Genomic DNA, 20,230 nt, shown 5'->3' on the forward strand with positions numbered 1-20,230 from the left:
AGATGTCAGATGGCTCAGCCGACCTGGTAGGTGAAGCGGCACGACCATGCCGAGCTCGACGGCACGGCGGTCCTCACGGTCAGGCAGGCACCGTCGTCGCGGCGACGGCCTGCGGCGGCCCCATCCGGAAGTCCGGGTCGATCTGCGTGGTGAGGTCAACCCCAGTACGGTCGTTGCCCCAGGCCACCGCGTTGCGCCGGTGGAACTCGTGCGCCCACCGGGTGAAGGCCGTCCAGTCCTGCGCGGTGCCGTCGACGACGTCGGCCAGCCGGCCCAGCGCGGCCCGGTTCTCCGCCTCCAACTCGTCCAGTGGCCCGACGGTGCCGCGTTCGGCCCGCCGCACGTACGCCGAACGGCCCACCCAGGTCAGCAGGTCGTCGCCGACGTGCTCGCGGAGGAACTCCACGTCGGCGGCGTCCTCGACCTTGTTGCCGATCACGGACAGGGCCACCCCGTAGTCGCGGGCGTAGCCGGCGTACTGCTGGTAGACGCTGACCCCACGCACGGTCGGCTCGCAGACCAGGAAGGTGCGGTCGAAGCGGGTGAACAACCCCGAGGCGAACGAGTCGGCACCCGCGGTCATGTCCACCACCACGTACTCACCGGGCCCGTCGAGCATGTGGTTGAGCAGCAACTCCACCGCCCCGACCTTGGAGTGGTAACAGGACACGCCCAGATCCTCGGCGCTGAACTCACCGGTCACCGCCAGCCGCACCCCACCGACAGTGTCGACGCAGGCCGCGTAGATCGGATTCTTTTCGTCCACGAGAAGCAACCGCGAACCCCACCCCGGCGGGGTGGTCTTCACCATCTCGGTGGCGGAGCCGATACGCGGGTTGTCGCCGCGCAGGAACTCCTTGATCGCCGGCAGGTGCGCGCCGAGTGGTCGCATCGTGGTGGTGGCGTGAGCCGGCCCGCCGAGCGCGACCGCGAGGTGCTGGTTGATGTCGGCGTCGATCGCCAGCACCGGCCGACCGGCAGCGGCGAGATGGCGGGCGTAGAGCCCGGTGAGGGTGGTCTTCCCACTACCGCCCTTGCCGACGAACGCGACCTTCATCGGGGCCACCCCACACAGGTGTTAACGGCAATCGTTTCCATGAGTGGCATGGTAACCGGCTGTGCCGAGGACTCTGCAGCGAACCCGCCATTTGCGTCAGAAACGGGTCACTACCTGGACCCGCTGCCCGTTGACCGCTACCGACTGCTACCAAGCCCTGAACCGGACGGCATCCAACCATCGCTGGGACAGGCAACGGCACGCCCGTGGCAGACCAGCCGAGCGGGAAGGCAGAGCACGTCCGCCGCCAGCGGGGGCATGCCGGCAGAGCCACGGCCCGGGCAGGTGCGGACCCTGCCAGGCGCACCTCGAACTCCCACCGCCGCCCACCGCGTCCGCGACGGCCACGCGACCGCACCCCCACCGTCAGAGGCGAGTGTCACGAGCAGCTTTCGCAGATCCCGACAATTTCGAGAGCGTGATTCACGTTGGTGAATCCATGTCGGGCTGCGACGCCCTGGGTCCACTTCTCCACGGCAGGACCAACGACCTCCACGGTACGGCCGCACTGTCGACAGACGAGGTGATGGTGGTGGGTACGGGCTGCACCGCCGGTAAACCTGCTCGCCGGACGGCAACCGCACGGTGTCGACCTCACCGGCGTCCACCAACGCTTGAAGCGTGCGGTAGACGGTGGTGAGGCCGACCGATGCCTTCCGCTCCCGCAGTTGAGCGTGCAATCCCCGGGCGCTCTGGAACTCGGTCAACCCTTCGAGCAGGCCGACGACTTCCGCGCGCTGCCTGGTATTCCGAGCAACTCCCGGAACAGACTTGATCGTCACTGCCACTCCCGCCACGTCAGGCCCTGCCCAGTACTACCGCAATGTCGCAACGAATATCGTATGCCTAACCGCTCGGGGCATACCACACGGCCGGCAGCGATGAACACTCAGGGCATTTCAGAAGCAGTCACCAACAGGTCATCCGCACTTGCCCGCTCCCTCCACCGGAACGAACAATGGCACCTCTCTGTTGTCGACGGCCCTTGGGGGACGCAGAGAGGTGCCATTGTTCGTTGTCGGACCCGTGCGCGCGGGACGACTCGTCGCGTGTCGTCAACCAGCACGAGGTCGTGCCTGTCGTTGGGGCTTCCGGGATCAGATGGCGGTGAGAGTGAGAGTTGCGGTGAAACCGACAGCGCTGCTCGCTACCACGGCGGTCGGCTCACCAGGATGCCTTCCGGATGCCCGGCAGCTCACCGCGCAGCGCCATCTCGCGGAAGCGAATCCGGGACAGCCCAAAGCGGGTGAGCACGCCTCGAGGTCGCCCGTCGACCATGTCCCGGTTCCGCAGGCGTACTGGACTGGAGTCGCGGGGCAACCGGGCGAGCCGGCGCACCGCCTCGTCCCGCTCTGCCGGCTCGGTGTCCGGGTGAGCGATCGTCCGCTTCAGCTCGGTACGGCGTTCGGCGTGCCGGGCCACGAGTTCAGCCCGGCGGGCCTGCCGGTTGTTCAGGCTCTTCCGCGCCATCTCAGCGCGCCTCCCGGAACTCGACGTGCCGGCGCACGATCGGGTCGTACTTGCGCAACGTCAGGCGGTCGGGATCGTTGCGGCGGTTCTTGCGGGTCACGTACGTGTATCCGGTGCCGGCGGTGCTGCGCAGCCGGACGATCGGACGGATGTCGGTCTGCCTGGCCATCAGATCTTCACTCCCTTGGCACGCAGCTCGGCGACGACCTGCTCGATGCCCTTGCGGTCCACGGTCTTGAGCGCCTTGGCGGTCAGCGTCAGGCGAATCCACCGGCGCTCGGAGGACAGCCAGTACCGGTGGCTCTGCAGGTTCGGGTTCCACCGGCGGCGGGTGCGTCGGTGGGAGTGGGACACGGCGTTGCCGAAGCTCGGCTTCGCACCGGTGACGTCACAACGTCGGGACACGGTCAACTCCTTCAGGATGCGGCCAATCGCTAACGATAATCGTTATCTTTATACCTGGTCGGGTCAGAAGGCACGGGGGCGCGGGTCGTCCACCACCTCCACCGGCAGGTCGACATCGAGGCCGTACCCGACTCCGCGCACGGTGCGGATCACCGACAGGTCCGTGCCGACCTTGACCCGCACCCTTCTCACCTGCACGTCGACGTTGCGGGCGCTCGTGAAGGTGTGACCCCAGACGCTCTCCAACAGCTGCGCTCGGGTGAACACCCGCCGAGGGTGCGCCACCAGGTGCCACAGGAGGTCGAACTCGCGACGGGTGAGCACCACCTCCCGGCCCCCTCGATGGACCACTCGCGCCTGTGGCGAGACCCGCAGGACGGCCGGGCCGCCGACCGCGTCGACGGCGGGAGGGGCCAGGTGGTCGACCAGCCACAGCAGGCGCTCCAGATCGTCGCAGCCACCGTCGGACCCCGGCCGCAACCGAACGCTCACGACCAGCCCGCCGTCGCCACCGGCCACCATGTCGGCAGCAGACGCACGGAGTCCCCGCTCTACCTCTTCAGCGATCACCTGCCTATAATGACAACCGTTTTCAGTTAAGTCGAGAGGACTGTGATGTCGACGTCATCTGTCGCTTCGGCCGGCCACGCCGCCTCGCAGCGGGGCTCCCGCCCGTCGTTGACCGTGCTCAGCGGCTTCTGGCCGGCAGCGACGTACGCCGTCGCCCGCACCTTGCTCGCCACGGACCCGGGACTGCTGCTGGTTCGGCACGACCTCGCCGACGTGCGCAACGGCACCGTGCACCGGGTGGTACGCGACCGGGACGGCGTACTGGAGGACGAACGGATCTCCCTCGCTCACGGGTGCGTGTCCTGCACCCTGCGCGAGGACGTGCTGCCCACCCTCGCTCGGCTGGTCGGCACCCGTCCCGGCCGGGACCTGGTGCTGATGCTGCCCGAAGTGGTCGAACCGGAGGCCGTCGCCGCCGCGTGCGCCCACTGCCTGATCGACGGCGTACCGATCACCGACCTGCTGCACGTCGACTCGTACGTCACCGTGGTTGACGCCGAGCACCTGCTCGACGGGCTGGCCAGCACCGACGACCTGAAGACCCTCAGCATCCACGCCGCCGACAACGACGACCGTGCCCTCGCCGACGTGATCGTCCGACAGATCGAGTACGCCGACACCCTCGTCCTCTGGGGACACTCCGCCGAAGGCGCGTACGACACCGACCGCCTGGCAGTCCTCCTCAACCGGATCACCCCCTGGGCGGCCCAAGTACGCGTCGACGACGACCTCGTCGACGCAAACCTGCTGACCCGCCAACTGCGCGACACTCACCGGTACCGACCGGAAACCCCGGGCGTCCTCGCCCGAGGTCTTGAGGGACATCTAGTCGGTGTACACGAGCCCCAGCCGGACTGCGGGATCGTCTCGGCGGTCTTCCGCGCTCGCCGCCCGTTCCACCCGCAACGGCTGCACGACGTCCTCGAGGAACTCACCGCCGAGGTCATCCGCTCCCGCGGCCATCTCTGGCTGGCCAGCCAGCCCGAGACCGTCGTCGCCTGGGACTTCGCCGGCGGCGGTCTCGCTCTGGGAAGCCTCGGCCGCTGGCTCGCCGCCCTACCCGACCGGTACTGGGACGAGGTGTCCGACCACCGCCGGCTCGCGGCCGCCATGGACTGGGACCCCTACTACGGCGACCGCCACCAGCACCTGGTCTTCATCGGCCTCGACCTCGACCCGACCGGCCTGCACGGCACGCTCACCCGCTGCCTGCTCACCGACGCCGAACTCGCCGACGGCGAACAGGCATGGCGCGACTACCGCGACCCGTTCACCGACTGTTTCCCGCTCCCTGCCCTGGACGACGAAGCCACCCGAGGAGAACCCGAATGAAGCCCCGCATCCACCCCGCATCCCGGACCGCCGCCACAGCGCCCCCTCACGGCGCGAACCGAATGTGAGGCAGAGCCGAAATCGACACACGCCCGACCGGGCAGGGCTTTTGCAAGGTCGGGATTCCCTGCACCCAACGATGCACACCGATGACAAACTTGGTTGCCGCATCCGGCAAACGGGCTGTTTTGGGGGCGGTTCAAAATTCTATAGAAGAAAGCCGAAGCCCTGACCGCGTTTCCGCTGGTCAGGGCTTCTCTTCTGTCGGGACGGCCGGATTCGAACCGACGACCCCTTGACCCCCAGTCAAGTGCGCTACCAAACTGCGCCACGTCCCGATGCTCTCGCGTCGTCCTGCCCGCGACAGCCGGTACAGCTTAGCGCAGCTTCCCCTCTCCGCCGCACAGCCCCCTCCCCCACTCTGTGACCACCCGCACCCCTCCTAGAGCGTCCTAGGAGGGTGGGGTGTGGGTCAGCCGTGGGCTTTGCCTCGGCCGCCGGGGCCGAGTTTCTTGCGGGGGCGTACCGAGATCTCGATGGGGCTACCCTCGAAGCCGAACTCCTCGCGGAGCTTGCGTTCCACGAAGCGCTGGTAGCCGGCGTCCAGCGGGCCGGTGGTGAACAGCACGAAGCGCGGCGGGGCGACTCCGGCCTGGGTGGCGAACAGGATCCGGGGTGCCCGTCCCCCGCGGACCGGGTGCGGGGTGGCCTGGACCAGGGCGGTGAGCCACGCGTTGAGCTGCGCGGTGGGGATCCGGGTCTCCCAGCTCGCCAGCGCCCGGTGCAGGGACGCGGCGAGCTTGTCGACGGCCCGTCCGGTCATCGCCGACAGGTTCAGCCGGATCGCCCACGGGATGCGGCGCAGTTCCCGGTCGATCTCCTTGTCCAGGTAGTACCGACGGTCGGCGTCGACCAGGTCCCACTTGTTGAAGGCGATCACGAGGGCCCGACCGGCTTCGGTGACCATGGTCAGGATCCGCTGGTCCTGTTCGCTGATCGGCTCGCTGGAGTCGAGCAGCACCACCGCCACCTCGGCCGCCTCGATCGCCGAGGCGGTCCGTAGGCTGGCGTAGTACTCGGTGCCGCTGGCCTGGCCGACCCGCTTACGCAGGCCGGCGGTGTCGACCAGGTGCCAGGTGTCGCCGCCGATGGTGACCAGGCTGTCGACCGGGTCGACGGTGGTGCCGGCGACCGCGTCGACGACCGCGCGTTCCTCGCCGGAGAAGCGGTTCAGCAGGCTGGACTTGCCGACGTTGGGTCGACCGACCAGGGCGACCCGGCGGGGGCCGCGCGGCCGGTTCTCCACGATCTTGGGTGCCTCGGGCAGCGCGTTCATGATGGTGTCGAGCAGGTCGCCGGAGCCCCGGCCGTGCAGGGCCGACACCGGGTGCGGTTCGCCGAGGCCGAGCGACCACAGTGAGGTGGCCTCCAGCTCGATGTTGGTGTTGTCGGCCTTGTTGGCCACCAGGATCACCGGTTTGGCGCTGCGCCGCAGCATCTTCACCGCCGCCTCGTCGACGTCGGTGGAGCCCACCGTCGCGTCGACCACGAACAGCACCACGTCGGCGGTGACCACGGCCGTCTCGGCCTGCGCGGCGATGGCCGCCGCCCGGTCCTTCGCGTCCGGTTCCCAGCCGCCGGTGTCCACCACGGTGAAGGACCGGCCGGACCACTGCGCGTCGTAGGGAACCCGGTCCCGGGTCACGCCGGGAACGTCCTCGACGACCGCCTGGCGGCGGCCGATGATCCGGTTGACCAGGGTGGACTTGCCGACGTTGGGGCGGCCGACCACGGCCACCACCGGCTGCGGACCGGTCGGCTCCTCGATGTCGAGGTCCGTCTCCCGCAGCTCCACCCAACCGTCGTTGTCAGTCACGCCCACGCCTCGTTTCGTCGGCCGGTGGCGGGAAACGTCCACGCCACCGTGCCTGATGGTTCGATCGCCGGCAGACCCGGCACGTTGTCGCGCCGGGTCACGCCACGTTCCGCTCGGCGAGCAGCGCCCGCAGCTTCGCCACGACCTCGTCGATGCCCAGTTCGGTGGTGTCCAGCACCACGGCGTCGGGGGCCTGGGCGAGCGGGTCGGCCTTGCGGGTCGAGTCGATCTGGTCCCGGCGGGCCAGGTCGGCGGCGGTGGCCGCCACGTCGGAGGCGTCCTCGGCGCTACGGCGCGCGGCGCGGGCCGCCGCCGAGGCGGTGAGGTAGACCTTGAGGTCGGCGTCGGGGGCGACCACGGAACCGATGTCGCGGCCCTCGACCACGATCCGGCCGGCCTTGGCGATCATGTCGCGCTGCCGGGCCACCAGCAGCGCCCGGACCGCGGGTACGGAGGCCACGGCGGACACCGCGGCGGTCACCTCGGGGCCCCGGATCTCGGCCTCGACTCCGACGCCGTCGGCGGTCACGCCGTAGCCGGTGGGGTCGGTGCCGATGCGCAGGTCGACCTCACCGGCGACCTTGGCGACGGCCTGCGCGTCGGTCAGGTCGACGCCGGAGCGCAGCACCGCCCAGGTGATCGCCCGGTACATCGCGCCGGTGTCGAGGTAGCGGGCGGTGAGGCTCGCCGCCAGCCGCCGGGAGACGGTGGACTTACCCGAACCGGACGGCCCGTCCACAGCGACCACACAGCGCCCGGCCGGTACGTTCTGCTCCACCGTTGTCCTCCTCAGCCCGTACCCCGCGATCCGCCGCATCGGCGGACGCGAGCGGTTGCCCACACTGCTTCCATCATGCCCGGCGCCGTGGCGCACGGCCCGCCGGCCCTTCTCGGGCCGCCAGGAGCCTACCGTCAGCGGTACCCGCGAGTGCGGGGTCAGTCACCCACGGCCTTGAACAGGGCGGCGACCTCCGCGTTGGTCAGCCGCCGGGTGCGCCCGGGACGCAGGTCACCGAGCCGGATCGGCCCGATGGAGGTACGCACCAGCCGGCTCACCGGGTGTCCGACCTCGTCGAGCAGTCGCCGGACGATGTGTTTGCGACCTTCGTGCAACATCAGCTCGACCTGGGCGGTACGTCCCAGACTGCCCACCACCCGGAACGAGTCGACGGTGACCGGGCCGTCCTCCAGCTCGATGCCGGCGGCCAGTCGCTTGCCGAGGTTACGCGGGATCGGGCCGGCCACCTCACACAGGTACGTCTTGGCCACCCCGTACGAGGGGTGCATCAACCGGTGCGCCAGCGTCCCGTCGTTGGTGAGCAGCAGCAGGCCCTCACTGTCCGCATCGAGCCGCCCGACGTGGTAGACGCGCTGCTCCACCCGGTTGCCGACGAAGTCGGCCAACGCGGTGCGGCCCTTCTCGTCGGCCATCGTGGAGACCACGCCCCGGGGCTTGTTCAACGCCAGGTACACCAGCCGGGTGTCGGCCACCAGCCGCTCGCCGTCGACGTGGATGACGGCGTTGGCCGGGTCGACCTTGTCGCCGAGCTGCGCCACCCGCCCGTTGACCGTCACCCGCCGACGGAAGATCAGATCTTCGCAGGCACGCCGGGAGCCGACCCCCGCCGCGGCGAGCACCTTCTGCAGGCGTTCCGGGCCGGTGTAGACGGGGGCGTCGGGGCGGGGAGTGCGGTCATCGCGCGGCATCAGCAAGCTCTTCTACGTCGTCGGGAAGGAACGGGGCCAGGGGCGGCAGGTCGTCAAGGCTGTTCAGGCCGAGCTTCTCCAGGAACATGATGCTCGTCCGGTACAGATAGGCTCCGCTGTCCGACTCGGTGCCGCACTCCTCGATCAGCCCGCGGGAGACCAGGGTACGGATCACCCCGTCACAGTTGACGCCCCGGATGGCCGAGATCCGCGACCGGGTCACCGGCTGCCGGTACGCCACCACCGCGAGGGTCTCCAGCGCGGCCTGGGTCAGCCGGACCGACTGCCCGTCCAGGACGAACCGTTCCACGTAGGTGGCGTATTCCGGCCGGGTGTAGAGCCGCCACCCGCCGGCCGCCCGGCGCAGCTCGAAGCCGTGCCCGGCGGCGGTGTAGCCGGCGGCGATCTCGTCGAGCATCGGGCCGACCCGCTCGGCGGGCTGTTCGAGGACCTGGGCCAGCGTCAGCTCGCTGACCGGTTCGTCCACCACCAGCAGGATCGCCTCCAGCGCCCCGCGCAGTTCGGCGTCGTCGAGCACCGGCGGCGGCTCCGGCACCACCCGCACCCGCCCGCCGCGCGGATTCCGCCCCGCCCCCTCCTCCGCGATCTTGGTACGCGACCGCCCCTGGATGGGCACCTCCGTCCCAAGATCCGCGGCGACTCCGGGTTCCGAAGCGGCGGGAGCGAGTTCGGGGGTGGGATCGGCGGCGATCTTGGTACGGAACTGCCCCTGGCGGGGCACAGCTGTGCCAAGATCCGGAGCGGCCTCGGGTTCGGGGCTGAGTTCGGCAAGCTCGGTGGGTTCGGGGGTGCCAAGGTCGGGGTTGGGTTCGGCGTGATCCGGCGCGGCCGGATCGGGAGTGGCCGGATCGAGGGTGGCTTCGGCGTGATCCGGGGTGGCCGGATCGGAGGCAGCGGATTCGGGGGCGGTGGATTCGGGGGCGGGGCGCTGCCACGGTGGGATCCAGGCGGCGGCCTGGTCAGCCAGCGAGTCCCGGCGTTCCTCGTTGCTCATCCGGCGTGCTCCTCTGTCGTTGCCGCGTCGTCCGTCGGCGTACCGGACCCGGCCGTCGGCGCACCGGCCCCGGCCGATGTCCCGTCGGGGGCCGCCTCGTCGGGGGTGCCGGCGTATTCGTCGATGGTCAGGGTGGGGCTGCCGTCGGCGGGGCCGGTCCAGCGTACGGTCAGCTCCTCCAGCGCCTGTTCCTGCACGAAGGCCACCACGCCCTGCCGGTACAGCTCCAGCAGCGCCAGGAACCGGGCGACCACCTCAAGGGTGGCCTCGCAGTCGGCGCAGAGCAGCGAGAAGGTGGCGGTGCCGGCGCGGCGTAGCCGCTCGCTGATGATCGCGGCGTGTTCCCGGACGCTGACCCGGACCATGTGCACGTGGGCGATGGAGACCTCGGGCACCGGTTTCGGGGTCATTGCCTTGACGGCGAGTTTGAGCAGTCGTTGCGGGCCGATGCCGAGCACCAGGTCGGGCAGGGCCTCGGCGTAGCGGGCCTCCAGGGTGACCGCGCGCGGGTAGCGGCGTCCGCCGATCTCCTCCAGCACGGCGATGTGTGCCGCCGCCTCCTTGTACGCCTTGTACTGCAGCAGTCGGGCGAAGAGCAGGTCCCGCGCCTCCAGCAGGGCGAGGTCCTCCTCGTTCTCCACCTCGGCCGAGGGCAGCAGGCGGGCGGCCTTGAGGTCGAGCAGGGTGGCGGCGATCAGCAGGAATTCACTCGCCTCGTCCAGGTCCCAGTCGTCGCCCATGGCGCGGATGTAGGCGATGAACTCGTCGGTCACCTGGTGCAGTGCGACTTCGGTGACGTCGAGTTTGTGTTTGCCGATGAGTTGCAGCAGCAGGTCGAACGGGCCGGTGAAGTTGTCCAGCCGTACCGTGAACCGGCCACTGTCCGCCGCGCCGGAGTCAACCACCGCGAGCGGATGCGCGGTGGTCGGGTCGGCAGGCGGCGCGGTCACGCCGACGACCGTAGTCCACGGCCTGGCCACCGATGGTTACCGGACTACCGCTCCGCCTGCGCGGCGATCACCTCGCGGGCCAGCTGACGGTAGTTGCGGGCTCCCGAGGAGGCCGGGTCGAGCGTGGTGATCGGGGCGCCCGCGACGGTCGATTCGGGGAACTTCACCGTCTTGGTGATCACCGTCTGGTAGACCTTGTCGCCGAACGCCTCCACCACCCGCTGGAGCACCTGCCGGCAGTGCGTGGTGCGGCTGTCGTACATGGTGGCGAGGATGCCTTCGAGTTCGAGGTCGAAGTTGAGCCGTTCGCGGACCTTGTCGATGGTGTCCAGCAGCAGGGCGACACCGCGCAGGCTGAAGAACTCGCATTCCAGTGGGATGAGGACGCCGTGCGCCACGGTCAACGCGTTGATCGCCAGCAGGCCGAGTGACGGCTGGCAGTCGATCAGGATGTAGTCGTACTCCTTGCGGACGCTCCTGAGCACCCGGGCCAGGGCCATCTCGCGGGCGACTTCGTTGACCAGCTGTATTTCGGCGGCGGAGAGGTCGATGTTGGCGGGCAGCAGGTGCAGCCCGGCCACGTCGGTCTTGATCAGGACGTCTTCGGCGGTGACGTCGTCCTGCATCAGCAGGTTGTAGACCGACAGGTCGAGGTTGTGCGGGTTGACGCCCAGGCCGACCGAGAGGGCGCCCTGCGGGTCGAAGTCGACCAGGAGCACCTTGCGGCCGTACTCGGCGAGCGCGGCGCCGAGGTTGATGGTGGTCGTGGTCTTGCCGACGCCGCCCTTTTGGTTGGCCATCGCGATGATCCGGGCCGGGCCGTGCCGGTCGGTGGGCATCGGCTCGGGGATGGGTTTGCGCATCGTGTAGGCGGCCGGGTCGGCCGGACCGAGGTCCGAGCCGAGCGCGTTCTGCTGTTCGCGGAGCTCCGACGTCCAGGTCTCGGCACGGTCACCGTTGCCAGCCATGTCCTCGTTGCCCCCTCCCGACGACCATCCGGCGTCGGAGCCGCCCGACGTCGTTCGCGGTGCCGCCGCGCACCCTGGTCATCCCGCCGCCAGGCCGCGCCGATCCCGACTGTACGCGACTGGTCAGCAGGGCGTTCACTACCCGCTCGGCGTGTCGGACGGTGGTACGGACCGGTGCCGTCTCGCCCCCACGCCCACCAGCATTGCGCGCCTCGACGTCACCGGCGGGCGCGTGGGTGGGCGGTGGCGTAGACCTCGCGCAGCCGGTCCACGGTGACCAGGGTGTAGACCTGGGTGGTGGTGACCGAGGCGTGTCCGAGTAGTTCCTGCACGACCCGGACGTCGGCGCCGCCGTCGAGCAGGTGGGTGGCGTAGGAGTGTCGCAGGGTGTGTGGGGAGACCGCCTCCGCTCCGTCGACCGGGAGGCCGGCTCGGGCGGCGGCGCGGCGCAGGATGGTCCAGGCGCCCTGCCGGGTCAGCGGGCCGCCCCGGGCGTTGAGGAACACCGTCGGGGTGCCCCGGCCGGCGGCGACCAGGCTGGGGCGGGCGCGGACCAGGTAGGCGTCGAGCGCCCGGGACGCGTGGCCGCCGACCGGCACGAGGCGGCTGCGGCCGCCTTTGCCGTGCAGCAGCACCACGCCGTCGTCGAGGTGCACGTCGTCCACTGCCGCGCCGACCGCCTCCGAGATGCGGGCGCCGGTGCCGTACAGGAACTCCAGCAGCGCCCGGTCGCGCAGCGCCAGCGGCGCCTGGTCGCCGGCCACGTCGACGGGGCCGGCGGTCTCCAGCAGCCGGACGACGGCGTCGAGCGGCAGGGCGCGGGGCAGGCGGCGGGGTGGTGCGGGTGGGCGGATGTCGCGGCTCGGGTCGGCGCCGGTCAGGCCCTCGCGCAGCGCGAAGCGGTGCAGGCCGCGAACGGCGCTGGCGGCGCGGGCGGCCGAGGAGACCGCCAGTGCTGGGCGGCCGTCGTCGCCGGTGCGTAGTCGGGCCAGGTGCCGTTCGATCTCGCCGGCCGAGACCTCGGCGAGGTCGGCCACTCCGGCGGCGGCCAGCGAGTCCAGGTAGCGGTCCAGGTCGCGGCGGTAGGAGGCGAGGGTGTTCGCGGCGAGTCCACGTTCGACGGTGAGGTGGTCGAGGTAGCCGCGCAGCGCACGACGCAGGGCCGGCGCCGGTTCGGGGCCGGCCCGTTCGTCGGTCGCCGTGCTCAGCGGTGCCTCCCTCAGGCCAGCGCCTTGGCGAGTGCGAGGGCGGGCAGGCCGTGTGCCTCGGCCACCGGGCCGTAGACGACCTGACCGGCGTGGGTGTTCAGGCCCAGGGCCAGCGCCGGGTCGCGTCGCGACGCCTCCTGCCAGCCGTGGTTGGCCAGTTCCAGGGCGTACGGGAGGGTGACGTTGGTCAGCGCGTAGGTGCTGGTGTTCGGCACCGCGCCGGGCATGTTCGCCACGCAGTAGAAGATCGACTCGTGGACCCGGTAGACCGGTTCGGCGTGCGTGGTCGGCCGCGAGTCCTCGAAGCAGCCACCCTGGTCGATGGCGATGTCGACGAGCACGCTGCCGGGCTTCATCCGGGAGACCAGTTCGTTGGAGATCAGCTTCGGGGCCTTGGCGCCGGGCACCAGCACCGCGCCGATGACCAGGTCCGCGTCGAGCACGGCCCGCTCGATCTCGTACGCGTTGGAGGCGACGGTCTGCAGGTGTCCACGGTAGATGGCGTCGGCCTGCCGCAGCCGCCCGACGTTCTTGTCCAGCAGCAGCACCTCGGACTGTAGGCCCAACGCGATCGCCGCGGCGTTCATGCCGGAGACCCCGGCGCCGATGACGACGGTCTTCGCCGCGTACACGCCGGAGACGCCGCCGGGCAGTACGCCCCGGCCACCGCCGGTGCGCATCAGGTAGAACGCGCCGACCTGCGGGGCGAGCCGGCCGGCCACCTCGGACATCGGGGCGAGCAGCGGCAGGGAACGGTCCGGCAGTTCGACGGTCTCGTAGGCGATGCCGGTGACCTTGCGGTCCAGCAGCGCCTGGGTGCAGTCCCGCGAGGCGGCCAGGTGCAGGTAGGTGAAGAGGACCTGCCCCTCGCGCATCCGGTGGTACTCCTCGGCGACCGGCTCCTTGACCTTGAGCACCAGGTCCGCGGTGCCCCACACCTCGTCGGCGGAATCCAGGATCTTGGCGCCGGCCGCGGTGAACTCCTCGTCGGTGATGCTGGATCCGACCCCGGCACCGGCCTCGACGAAGACCTGGTGACCGCCACGGGTGAACTCGTTGACGCCCGCAGGCGTGATCGCCACCCGGTACTCGTGGTTCTTGACCTCGCGTGGGATGCCGACCTTCACGATGCAGACACCTCTCTCCGGGGACCGCTCCCCCGACTGGGCGGTGCCGCGGCGGCCCCCTTGCCGCTACGGTCGCCGGTCCCGTGGGCGGCAGTTTAGGCGTATCCGCACCTCGCAGGAGCCTGCACCATGGCATCCGGTGGCCGCGAAGCCTGACGGTGTGTCAGGTGTACGGGCAGCCCGCCGGCTGGATCCGCCTCAGCCGACAGGACAGTGTTGGCCGTCATCGTCCCACGTGGTGTATGCCGGTGCGGACAGCGTCAGTGTCGATGTCCGCTCATGACTACTCCCCCCTATCAGCCCGGGTATCCCCAGGGCGTTTCGGACAAGAGCAAGGTCATCGCCGGCGTCCTGCAGATCCTGCTGGGCGGCTTCGGCGTCGGCCGGTTCTACATGGGTGACACCAAGACCGGTGTCATCCAGCTCATCGTCACCCTGGTGACCTGCGGTCTCGGCAGCCTCTGGGGTCTGATCGACGGCATCCTGATCCTGGTCAACGGTGGCGTCGACGGGCAGGGTCGCCCGCTGCGCGACTGACCCGGACAACGACCAGGGGCCGCGCGGATCGTAGCGCGGCCCCTGTCGCTTTCCCCGCTCACCCCGGCGGTGGGGTGTCCGCCCGGCGCAGCACCGACCAGCCGGCGTCGCGGGCGCGGGCGGCGGCGAGCAGCCCGGCCACGCACGGCCCGTTGGTGATCTCCCCGACCAGCACCATGCCGACCGCCTCGTCCAGGTCGATCCGGACGATCTGGAGGTCCGCCTCCTCGTCGTGCCGGGCGTGCCGCTGTTCCACCGGCACCTCACCGAGATCCCGGGCCAGGAAGACCCGGACCAGCTCGTCGGTGAACCCGGGCGAGCTGTGCACGTCGACCAGCACGTCGAGCCGGCCTGCGGTCAGGTCGGCCTCCTCGGCCAGCTCCCGCGCGGCGGTCAGCGCGGGGGGCTCGCCGGTGACGTCGGTCAGCCCGGCCGGCAGTTCCCACAGGCGCCGGCCGACCGGCTGGCGGTACTGGCGGATCAGCACCACCTGGCCGGCGGCGTCCAGCGCCACCACAGCCACCGCGCCGACGTGCCGGACCAGGTCACGTGGGGCCGTGCCGCCGCCGGGCATGCGCACCTGCTCGGTGACCACGTCGAAGATGCGCCCGCGGTACTGCACCTCGCGGGATAGCACCTCGTAGCGGTGCTCCACCGCGTTGCCGGGCTCGCTCACGACGCCGACGGCACGGTCGTGGCGGTGCCGTTGCGGGCGACCCGCTCGGCACCGTCCAGGTCGACCGGAAGCTGGTCGGCCTGCGAGTACGCCACCGCCGCCTGAACGAACGCGGCGAACAGCGGATGCGGTCGGGTGGGGCGACTCTTCAGCTCCGGATGCGCCTGGGTGGCCACGAAGAACGGGTGCAGCTCGCGATCCAGTTCGACGAACTCGACCAGCCGCCCGTCCGGGGAGGTGCCCGAGATCCGCAGCCCGGCCTTGGCGAGCTGGTCGCGGTAGGCGTTGTTCACCTCGTACCGGTGCCGGTGCCGCTCGCTGACCTCGGTGCTGCCGTACGCCTCGGCGACAATCGACCCCTCGGCCAGCGCCGCCGGGTACGCGCCAAGCCGCATGGTGCCGCCCAGGTCGCCCTTGCCGGCCACGATGTCCTCCTGGTCGGCCATGGTGGCGATGACCGGGTGCACGGCCTCGGCGTCGAACTCCAGGGAGTTGGCGCCGTCCAGCCCGGCCAGGTGCCGGGCCACCTCGATGGTCATGCACTGCAGACCGAGGCAGAGCCCGAGCAGCGGGATGCCGTTCTCCCGCGCGTACCGAGCGGTGCCGATCTTGCCCTCGATGCCGCGGACACCGAACCCGCCGGGGATCACGATGCCGTCGACACCGGCCAGCGCCGCCGCCGCACCCGCTGAGGTGACGCAGTCGTCGCTGGGCACCCAGCGCACCTGCACCCGGGCCCGGTTACCGAACCCGGCCGCCCGGATCGCCTCGCTGACCGACAGGTACGCATCCGGCAGGTCGACGTACTTGCCGACGAGCGCCACGGTGACCGTGCGCCGCGGCTGGTGCACCCGCTCCAGCAGGTCGTCCCACCCTTCCCAGTCCACGTCCCGGAAGGAGAGCCCGAGCCGACGCACCACGTACGCGTCGAGCCCCTCCCGGTGCAGGACCTTGGGGATGTCGTAGATGCTGGGCGCGTCCGGGGCGGCGATGACCGCCTCGGCGTCCACGTCGCAGTAGAGCGACAGCTTGTGCTTGAGCTTGTCCGGGATCTCCCGGTCCGAGCGGCAGACGATGGCGTCGGGCTGGATACCGATGTTGCGCAGCTGCGCCACCGAGTGCTGGGTCGGCTTGGTCTTCAGCTCCCCCGACGGCGCCAGGTACGGCACCAGCGAGACGTGCAGGTAGAAGCAGTTGTCCCGGCCCAGGTCGTGACGGACCTGACGGATCGCCTCCAGGAACGGCAGCGACTCGATGTCACCGACCGTGCCGCCGACCTCGGTGATCACCACGTCCGGGGTACGGCCGTCGTCGTCCGGGTCACCCATCGCCAGGATCCGGGACTTGATCTCGTTGGTGATGTGCGGGATCACCTGGACGGTGTCGCCCAGGTACTCCCCGCGCCGCTCCTTGGCGATCACGTCCGAGTAGATCTGGCCGGTGGTGACGTTCGCCTTGCCGGACAGCGCCCGGTCCAGGAAACGCTCGTAGTGCCCGACGTCCAGGTCGGTCTCGGCGCCGTCCTCGGTGACGAACACCTCACCGTGCTGGAACGGGTTCATCGTGCCGGGGTCGACGTTGAGGTACGGGTCGAGCTTCTGCATCACCACGCGGAGTCCCCGCGCGGTGAGCAGGTTGCCGAGGCTGGAGGCGGTCAGCCCCTTACCCAGCGAGGAGGCGACGCCCCCAGTGACGAAAATGTGCCTGGTCGTCCGTGCTGAAGGGGCCAAGGCCTGCTCCCGTGTCGTCCGTCGCGGTCGTGCAGACCGCCGAGCCAATCAGCGAAGTGATCACGCGATCCACGGGATTCCACGGTAACACCTCCCCCGAGACGCTCCGGGGCCGCACCCGACGTACGGCCCCCGGGGGTTCACCCGGTCGCGACCTCGGCCGACGACCGGACCATCCGACCACGCCCACGGTCACCCTCCGCACCGGCCTCCTCGACCGGCGCACCGGCCCGCGTCGCGTCCTCAGCCGCCGGGGTGGCCGCGTCGCCCGTACGGTCGCCGGACCCGATGACGTCCGACGGCCGGTCGGTGCCGGGCGGCCTCGTCCGGTCTGCCGCATGGTCGAGCACCCGCAACGCCGACAGCGCCGCCATCGGCACCACCACGGCCGCCGCCGCCCCCGCCACGTCCAGCGCCGCCGCGCTCAGCACCCCACCGATGCCGACCGCCACGCCGGTGCCCGCCATGGCCGCCCGGATCGCCGGGTAGATGCCGAACAACCGCATCAGCCCACCCCACGGCTGCAGCAACGCGAACCACACCAGCAACGCGCCGGCCAACGCCAGCACGGTCAGCGGGCTGTTCACCAGGGTGTCGATGTTCGAGGCGCTGGACCGCTGCACGGTCAGCCCACCGGTGCCGTCGCCGAGCGCCGCGAGGAACCGACCCAGGCTGCCGCGATCGGCCGATGGACGACCCAGGTCCACCACCGCGAACCCGACCATCACCGCGAGCCCCGCCATGGTCGCCCACGCGAGCCGGGTCAGGGTCAGCCAGCCGCCCGCGCTGATCGCCGCCGCCACGCTCACCCCGGCGGTCAACGCGATCGCGCCGATCGAGTCGGCACCCAGGTACGCGCTGCCGACCACCACCACGGCGGCCCCGCCCACCACCACCATCACCATCGGCCGCCACGCCCGACGGACCTGCTGGGCGAGCCAGCCCCCGGTCAACAACGCGCCGGCCACGAACACCCCGAGCCCCACGGTGCCCAGCCCGGCGTACCGGCCGCCTTCCAACGCGGAGTAGCCGATCACCCCGTTGAACTGAAGACGAGCCCCGGTGACCACGTCCAGCCCGATGGCCAACGTGGTGAGCCCGGCCACCGCGCCCAACGGCCCCAACGTGCTGCCGTACCCCGGCGTCAACCGCACCAGCAGCGTCGCGGCCGCCAACAGCACCGCCGTCAGCCCGACGAACGAGGCCGCCGGATGAGCGTTACGCCACCACGGCACCGCCTCGGCCAGCAGCGCCGCCGGAATGGCCAACGCCGCGGCCACCAGCAGCAGCTCCACCACCGCCACCACCCGCCGCGACACCGGCTTCGGCCCGTGCGGCCCGGCATGCCGGCGGGCACGACGCAACAGCGGCAACACCGCCAACGCCAACACCACCTGCACGGCCGCCAACACCGTGAAGAACCCGCCCGCCACCTGCCGCTGCGCGGCCGCCTCCCGATCCGCGTCGGCCGGCTCGGCGATCGCCGCAGCCAGATCCGCCGGCCGGCCACCAACCGACTCGGCGGGCCGCCCGAGGAACGGACGATCCGGCATCGGCCGCCCCAAGGCCGCCAACGCGGTCGGCGCGAGATCGATCAGCTGCAGATACCCCTGCCGACCGGTGCTGGGCGACGTCAGCCACCCCTCCTCCCAACCCGGACCGTCGGCCACCGCCACGTGCAGCCGCGACGGCCGCTCGGTGTCGGAGACCCCGGCGACGATCACCAGGGATTGCGGCGGCCGACCGTTTAACACCCGCGCCAACTGCGCGTCGGCCGCGCGGGCCGCCGCCGCCCGCGACGCCGCGTCCTCCCCGTCGACCGTGCCGAGATCCACGATGCTGAGCACACACGACCCGAGCAGCTCCGCCGGGTCCTGCGGCAGCGTCGGCGCATACCGGTCGACCCGGCCGAACGGCCGCGCGGCGGCCACCGCCGCGCCCGGACCGACCGCCACCGAGCACCGCACCGACTCCGACAACGCACCGGGCACCGTGCCCCACGGCAGCCGCTCCTGGTTGCGCAGCACCACGCTCTCCTGCTGCGGCAGGTTCGCACCGATACCGTCGGGCTGGTCCACCGTCACGTCCACCGGCGGACACTGCCCGTCGGGCGGGCCGCCACTCCAGGCGGCGAAGCCACCCGCACCGAGCGTCAACCAGCCGTCCACCGGGCAGGTGGGCCGGTACACCGACCGCACCGACAACGACCCGATCGACCCGTCCTGCGCCATCCGCCACAGCGTCGGCGTGCGCTGTGGATCCACGTCCTCCCACCGCAGCCCGGCAACCCCGACCAGCACCACGTAGTCGGCGCTCTGCCGTGGCGGCGGGCTTTCCGGCCGGGCCGCCAGCACGGTGACGCCGAGCGCCACCACGACCAGCGTCAACAGGATCGGTGCGATTCGGCGCAGCATCACCGGCGTCCCGTCGACGGCGTGTCGGCCTCCGGCGTCGCCGGCCCGGCCCGACCCGAGGTCAGCTCGGCATACAGCGCGACCAACTGGGCCACGGTCTGCGCCTCGGTGGGCCAGGTCTCGGCCCGCACGGCACCCCGGCGACCCAACTCGGCCCGACGCGACGCGTCGTCGAGCAGGTCACCGACCGCTGCGCCGACCGCGTCCACGTCGCCGGGCGGCACCAGCACCGCGGCGTCGCCCACCAGGTCCGGCAGGCCCCCCACCTCGGTCGCCACCAGCGGCACGCCGGCCCGCAACGCCTCCTGCGCGAACAGTTGGCGGGCCTCCCAGTCGCTGGTCACCACCGCCAGGTCCGCTGCGGCCAGCAGATCGGCCACGTCGGTGCGATGCCCGAGTAGGGTCACCGGCGCCCGCGCGGCACTGACCCGGGCCGCCAGCGGCAGGTACGCCGGACCACTCCCGGCGATCACCACCGCCGGCGGCGGCACCCGCTCCCGCCACCGGGCGGCGGCGTCGATCAGCACGTCGTACCGCTTCTGCGGATGCAACCGGCCGACCGACAGGACCAACGGCTGCTCGGCGGCCACCCCGAACTCGGCCCGCACGGCCGCCCGGCCCCGACGCGGCGCAGGCAGCTCAGGAGCGGCCACCGGCGCGAGCCGGGCATCCCCGGCACCGAGCGCGACGGCCCGAGCCACCAGGTCGGCGGAGGCCCCCAGGGTCACCCGGGCCCCCCGGGCCACCATCTTCTCGGCCCACCGGGACAGGCTGCCCCGCAGCCCACCGACGAGCACCGCGTTGTGCCAGGTGACCGCCAGCGGGGCGGCCGGCCGGGCGAGCACCGCGACCAGGCCGGCGCGCAGCCCGTGCGCGTGCACCACGGCGACCTGTTCGCCGGCCAGCACCCGACGCAACGTGGTGATCGCGCGCACGTCACCCGGCGTCGGGCTGGCCGGGATCTCCACCGGCGCGAACCGGGCCCCCGCCGCGACGAAGTCGAACTGGTCCTGGGTCGCCGCCGGCCCGCAGACCAGCACCGACTCACCGGCCGCCGTCAATCCACGGGCCACGGCCCGGACATGCTGCCCGACCCCACCGGTGCTGGAGGCGAGCAGCAACACCACCGTGCCCCGCCGGGCACCCTCACTCCTCGCGCTCACCGAACCCGCCATCCGTTCGCGACTG

At 71.4% G+C, this 20,230-nt stretch carries 19 protein-coding genes, 1 tRNA gene and 1 pseudogene; 2 read left to right on the forward strand and 19 right to left on the reverse strand.

Going from position 1 to position 20,230, the window contains the following annotated elements:
- Window positions 1-79 precede the first annotated feature (79 nt).
- The 6 genes and pseudogenes from ID554_RS01595 to ID554_RS01620 all read right to left on the reverse strand — a co-directional run bounded on the left by ID554_RS01595 (window position 80) and on the right by ID554_RS01620 (window position 3,502).
- Window positions 80-1,057 carry an ATP-binding protein gene (locus tag ID554_RS01595; RefSeq protein ID WP_117230496.1) on the reverse strand — a complete coding sequence of 326 codons (978 nt, stop codon included), beginning with the start codon at window positions 1,055-1,057 and terminating at the stop codon, window positions 80-82.
- Window positions 1,058-1,436: 379 nt separating this feature from the next.
- A pseudogene (locus ID554_RS01600) lies at window positions 1,437-1,839 on the reverse strand (Fur family transcriptional regulator).
- Between the two features lie 382 nt (window positions 1,840-2,221).
- Window positions 2,222-2,527, reverse strand: a complete 306-nt coding sequence (gene rpsN / locus ID554_RS01605) for a 30S ribosomal protein S14 (RefSeq protein ID WP_117230495.1) — start codon at window positions 2,525-2,527, stop codon at window positions 2,222-2,224.
- Between the two features lies 1 nt (window position 2,528).
- Entirely contained in the window at window positions 2,529-2,696 is a 168-nt protein-coding gene (gene rpmG / locus ID554_RS01610) for a 50S ribosomal protein L33 (RefSeq protein ID WP_117230494.1), read from the reverse strand.
- A complete protein-coding gene (gene rpmB / locus ID554_RS01615; RefSeq protein ID WP_117230511.1) occupies window positions 2,696-2,932 on the reverse strand; it encodes a 50S ribosomal protein L28 in 237 nt (78 codons plus the stop codon). The genes rpmG and rpmB overlap by 1 nt, the downstream gene beginning before the upstream one ends.
- A 63-nt stretch (window positions 2,933-2,995) precedes the next feature.
- Window positions 2,996-3,502 carry a winged helix-turn-helix domain-containing protein gene (locus tag ID554_RS01620; protein WP_223884401.1) on the reverse strand — a complete coding sequence of 169 codons (507 nt, stop codon included), beginning with the start codon at window positions 3,500-3,502 and terminating at the stop codon, window positions 2,996-2,998.
- A gap of 45 nt (window positions 3,503-3,547) precedes the next feature.
- Here ID554_RS01620 and ID554_RS01625 point away from each other — a divergent pair, with 45 nt between their 5' ends.
- A complete protein-coding gene (locus ID554_RS01625) occupies window positions 3,548-4,834 on the forward strand; it encodes a CobW family GTP-binding protein (protein ID WP_117230492.1) in 1,287 nt (428 codons plus the stop codon).
- Window positions 4,835-5,098: 264 nt separating this feature from the next.
- On the opposite strand, the gene ID554_RS01630 is transcribed toward ID554_RS01625, so the two are convergent.
- From ID554_RS01630 to ald, 9 genes are all read right to left on the reverse strand, one after another.
- Window positions 5,099-5,172 (reverse strand) — tRNA-Pro (locus tag ID554_RS01630).
- A gap of 134 nt (window positions 5,173-5,306) precedes the next feature.
- Entirely contained in the window at window positions 5,307-6,710 is a 1,404-nt protein-coding gene (der, locus tag ID554_RS01635) for a ribosome biogenesis GTPase Der (protein WP_396888450.1), read from the reverse strand.
- A 97-nt stretch (window positions 6,711-6,807) separates the two neighbouring features.
- Window positions 6,808-7,488 carry a (d)CMP kinase gene (gene cmk / locus ID554_RS01640; RefSeq protein WP_117230491.1) on the reverse strand — a complete coding sequence of 227 codons (681 nt, stop codon included), beginning with the start codon at window positions 7,486-7,488 and terminating at the stop codon, window positions 6,808-6,810.
- A 158-nt stretch (window positions 7,489-7,646) separates the two neighbouring features.
- Entirely contained in the window at window positions 7,647-8,417 is a 771-nt protein-coding gene (locus ID554_RS01645; protein ID WP_117230490.1) for a pseudouridine synthase, read from the reverse strand.
- Window positions 8,404-9,432 carry an SMC-Scp complex subunit ScpB gene (scpB, locus tag ID554_RS01650; RefSeq protein WP_117230489.1) on the reverse strand — a complete coding sequence of 343 codons (1,029 nt, stop codon included), beginning with the start codon at window positions 9,430-9,432 and terminating at the stop codon, window positions 8,404-8,406. The genes ID554_RS01645 and scpB overlap by 14 nt, the downstream gene beginning before the upstream one ends.
- Entirely contained in the window at window positions 9,429-10,382 is a 954-nt protein-coding gene (locus ID554_RS01655; RefSeq protein ID WP_117230488.1) for a segregation and condensation protein A, read from the reverse strand. The genes scpB and ID554_RS01655 overlap by 4 nt, the downstream gene beginning before the upstream one ends.
- 44 nt (window positions 10,383-10,426) lie before the next feature.
- Window positions 10,427-11,350, reverse strand: coding sequence for a ParA family protein (locus ID554_RS01660; protein WP_117230487.1), 924 nt, complete (start codon window positions 11,348-11,350; stop codon window positions 10,427-10,429).
- Window positions 11,351-11,568: 218 nt separating this feature from the next.
- Entirely contained in the window at window positions 11,569-12,558 is a 990-nt protein-coding gene (locus tag ID554_RS01665; protein ID WP_117230509.1) for a site-specific tyrosine recombinase XerD, read from the reverse strand.
- 11 nt (window positions 12,559-12,569) lie between these two features.
- The gene (ald, locus tag ID554_RS01670; RefSeq protein ID WP_117230486.1) at window positions 12,570-13,685 is read right to left on the reverse strand and encodes an alanine dehydrogenase; all 1,116 of its coding nucleotides are present in this window, start codon (window positions 13,683-13,685) and stop codon (window positions 12,570-12,572) included.
- 216 nt (window positions 13,686-13,901) lie between these two features.
- Between ald and ID554_RS01675 the strand changes: the two genes are divergently transcribed.
- Window positions 13,902-14,222 (forward strand): TM2 domain-containing protein, encoded by a 321-nt coding sequence (locus ID554_RS01675; RefSeq protein WP_396888452.1) that lies wholly within the window; start codon window positions 13,902-13,904, stop codon window positions 14,220-14,222.
- A gap of 58 nt (window positions 14,223-14,280) precedes the next feature.
- Here the strand turns inward: ID554_RS01675 and ID554_RS01680 are convergent, their stop codons facing one another.
- The 4 genes from ID554_RS01680 to ID554_RS01695 all read right to left on the reverse strand — a co-directional run bounded on the left by ID554_RS01680 (window position 14,281) and on the right by ID554_RS01695 (window position 20,205).
- Window positions 14,281-14,898 (reverse strand): NUDIX domain-containing protein, encoded by a 618-nt coding sequence (locus ID554_RS01680; protein WP_117230484.1) that lies wholly within the window; start codon window positions 14,896-14,898, stop codon window positions 14,281-14,283.
- Window positions 14,895-16,628 carry a CTP synthase gene (locus ID554_RS01685; RefSeq protein WP_117230483.1) on the reverse strand — a complete coding sequence of 578 codons (1,734 nt, stop codon included), beginning with the start codon at window positions 16,626-16,628 and terminating at the stop codon, window positions 14,895-14,897. The genes ID554_RS01680 and ID554_RS01685 overlap by 4 nt, the downstream gene beginning before the upstream one ends.
- 140 nt (window positions 16,629-16,768) lie before the next feature.
- Window positions 16,769-19,042, reverse strand: coding sequence for a hypothetical protein (locus ID554_RS01690; RefSeq protein ID WP_117230482.1), 2,274 nt, complete (start codon window positions 19,040-19,042; stop codon window positions 16,769-16,771).
- Window positions 19,042-20,205: a glycosyltransferase family 4 protein gene (locus tag ID554_RS01695; RefSeq protein WP_223884402.1), complete on the reverse strand. Its 1,164-nt coding sequence runs from the start codon at window positions 20,203-20,205 to the stop codon at window positions 19,042-19,044. Before ID554_RS01695 ends, ID554_RS01690 begins: the two co-directional genes overlap by 1 nt.
- Window positions 20,206-20,230 lie beyond the last annotated feature (25 nt).

The sequence above is a fragment of the Micromonospora craniellae genome, assembly GCF_014764405.1.
Taxonomy (GTDB): Bacteria; Actinomycetota; Actinomycetes; order Mycobacteriales; family Micromonosporaceae; genus Micromonospora; species Micromonospora craniellae.

Excerpts from the sequence above, each read along its gene's own strand:
- ID554_RS01595 (WP_117230496.1), bottom strand. The coding sequence starts at position 1,057 with ATGAAGGTCGCGTTCGTCGGCAAGGGCGGTAGTGGGAAGACCACCCTC.
- rpmG (WP_117230494.1), bottom strand. The coding sequence starts at position 2,696 with ATGGCCAGGCAGACCGACATCCGTCCGATCGTCCGGCTGCGCAGCACC.
- ID554_RS01625 (WP_117230492.1), top strand. The coding sequence starts at position 3,548 with ATGTCGACGTCATCTGTCGCTTCGGCCGGCCACGCCGCCTCGCAGCGG.
- ID554_RS01660 (WP_117230487.1), bottom strand. The coding sequence starts at position 11,350 with ATGGCTGGCAACGGTGACCGTGCCGAGACCTGGACGTCGGAGCTCCGC.
- ID554_RS01645 (WP_117230490.1), bottom strand. The coding sequence starts at position 8,417 with ATGCCGCGCGATGACCGCACTCCCCGCCCCGACGCCCCCGTCTACACC.
- rpsN (WP_117230495.1), bottom strand. The coding sequence starts at position 2,527 with ATGGCGCGGAAGAGCCTGAACAACCGGCAGGCCCGCCGGGCTGAACTC.
- scpB (WP_117230489.1), bottom strand. The coding sequence starts at position 9,432 with ATGAGCAACGAGGAACGCCGGGACTCGCTGGCTGACCAGGCCGCCGCC.
- ID554_RS01690 (WP_117230482.1), bottom strand. The coding sequence starts at position 19,042 with ATGCTGCGCCGAATCGCACCGATCCTGTTGACGCTGGTCGTGGTGGCG.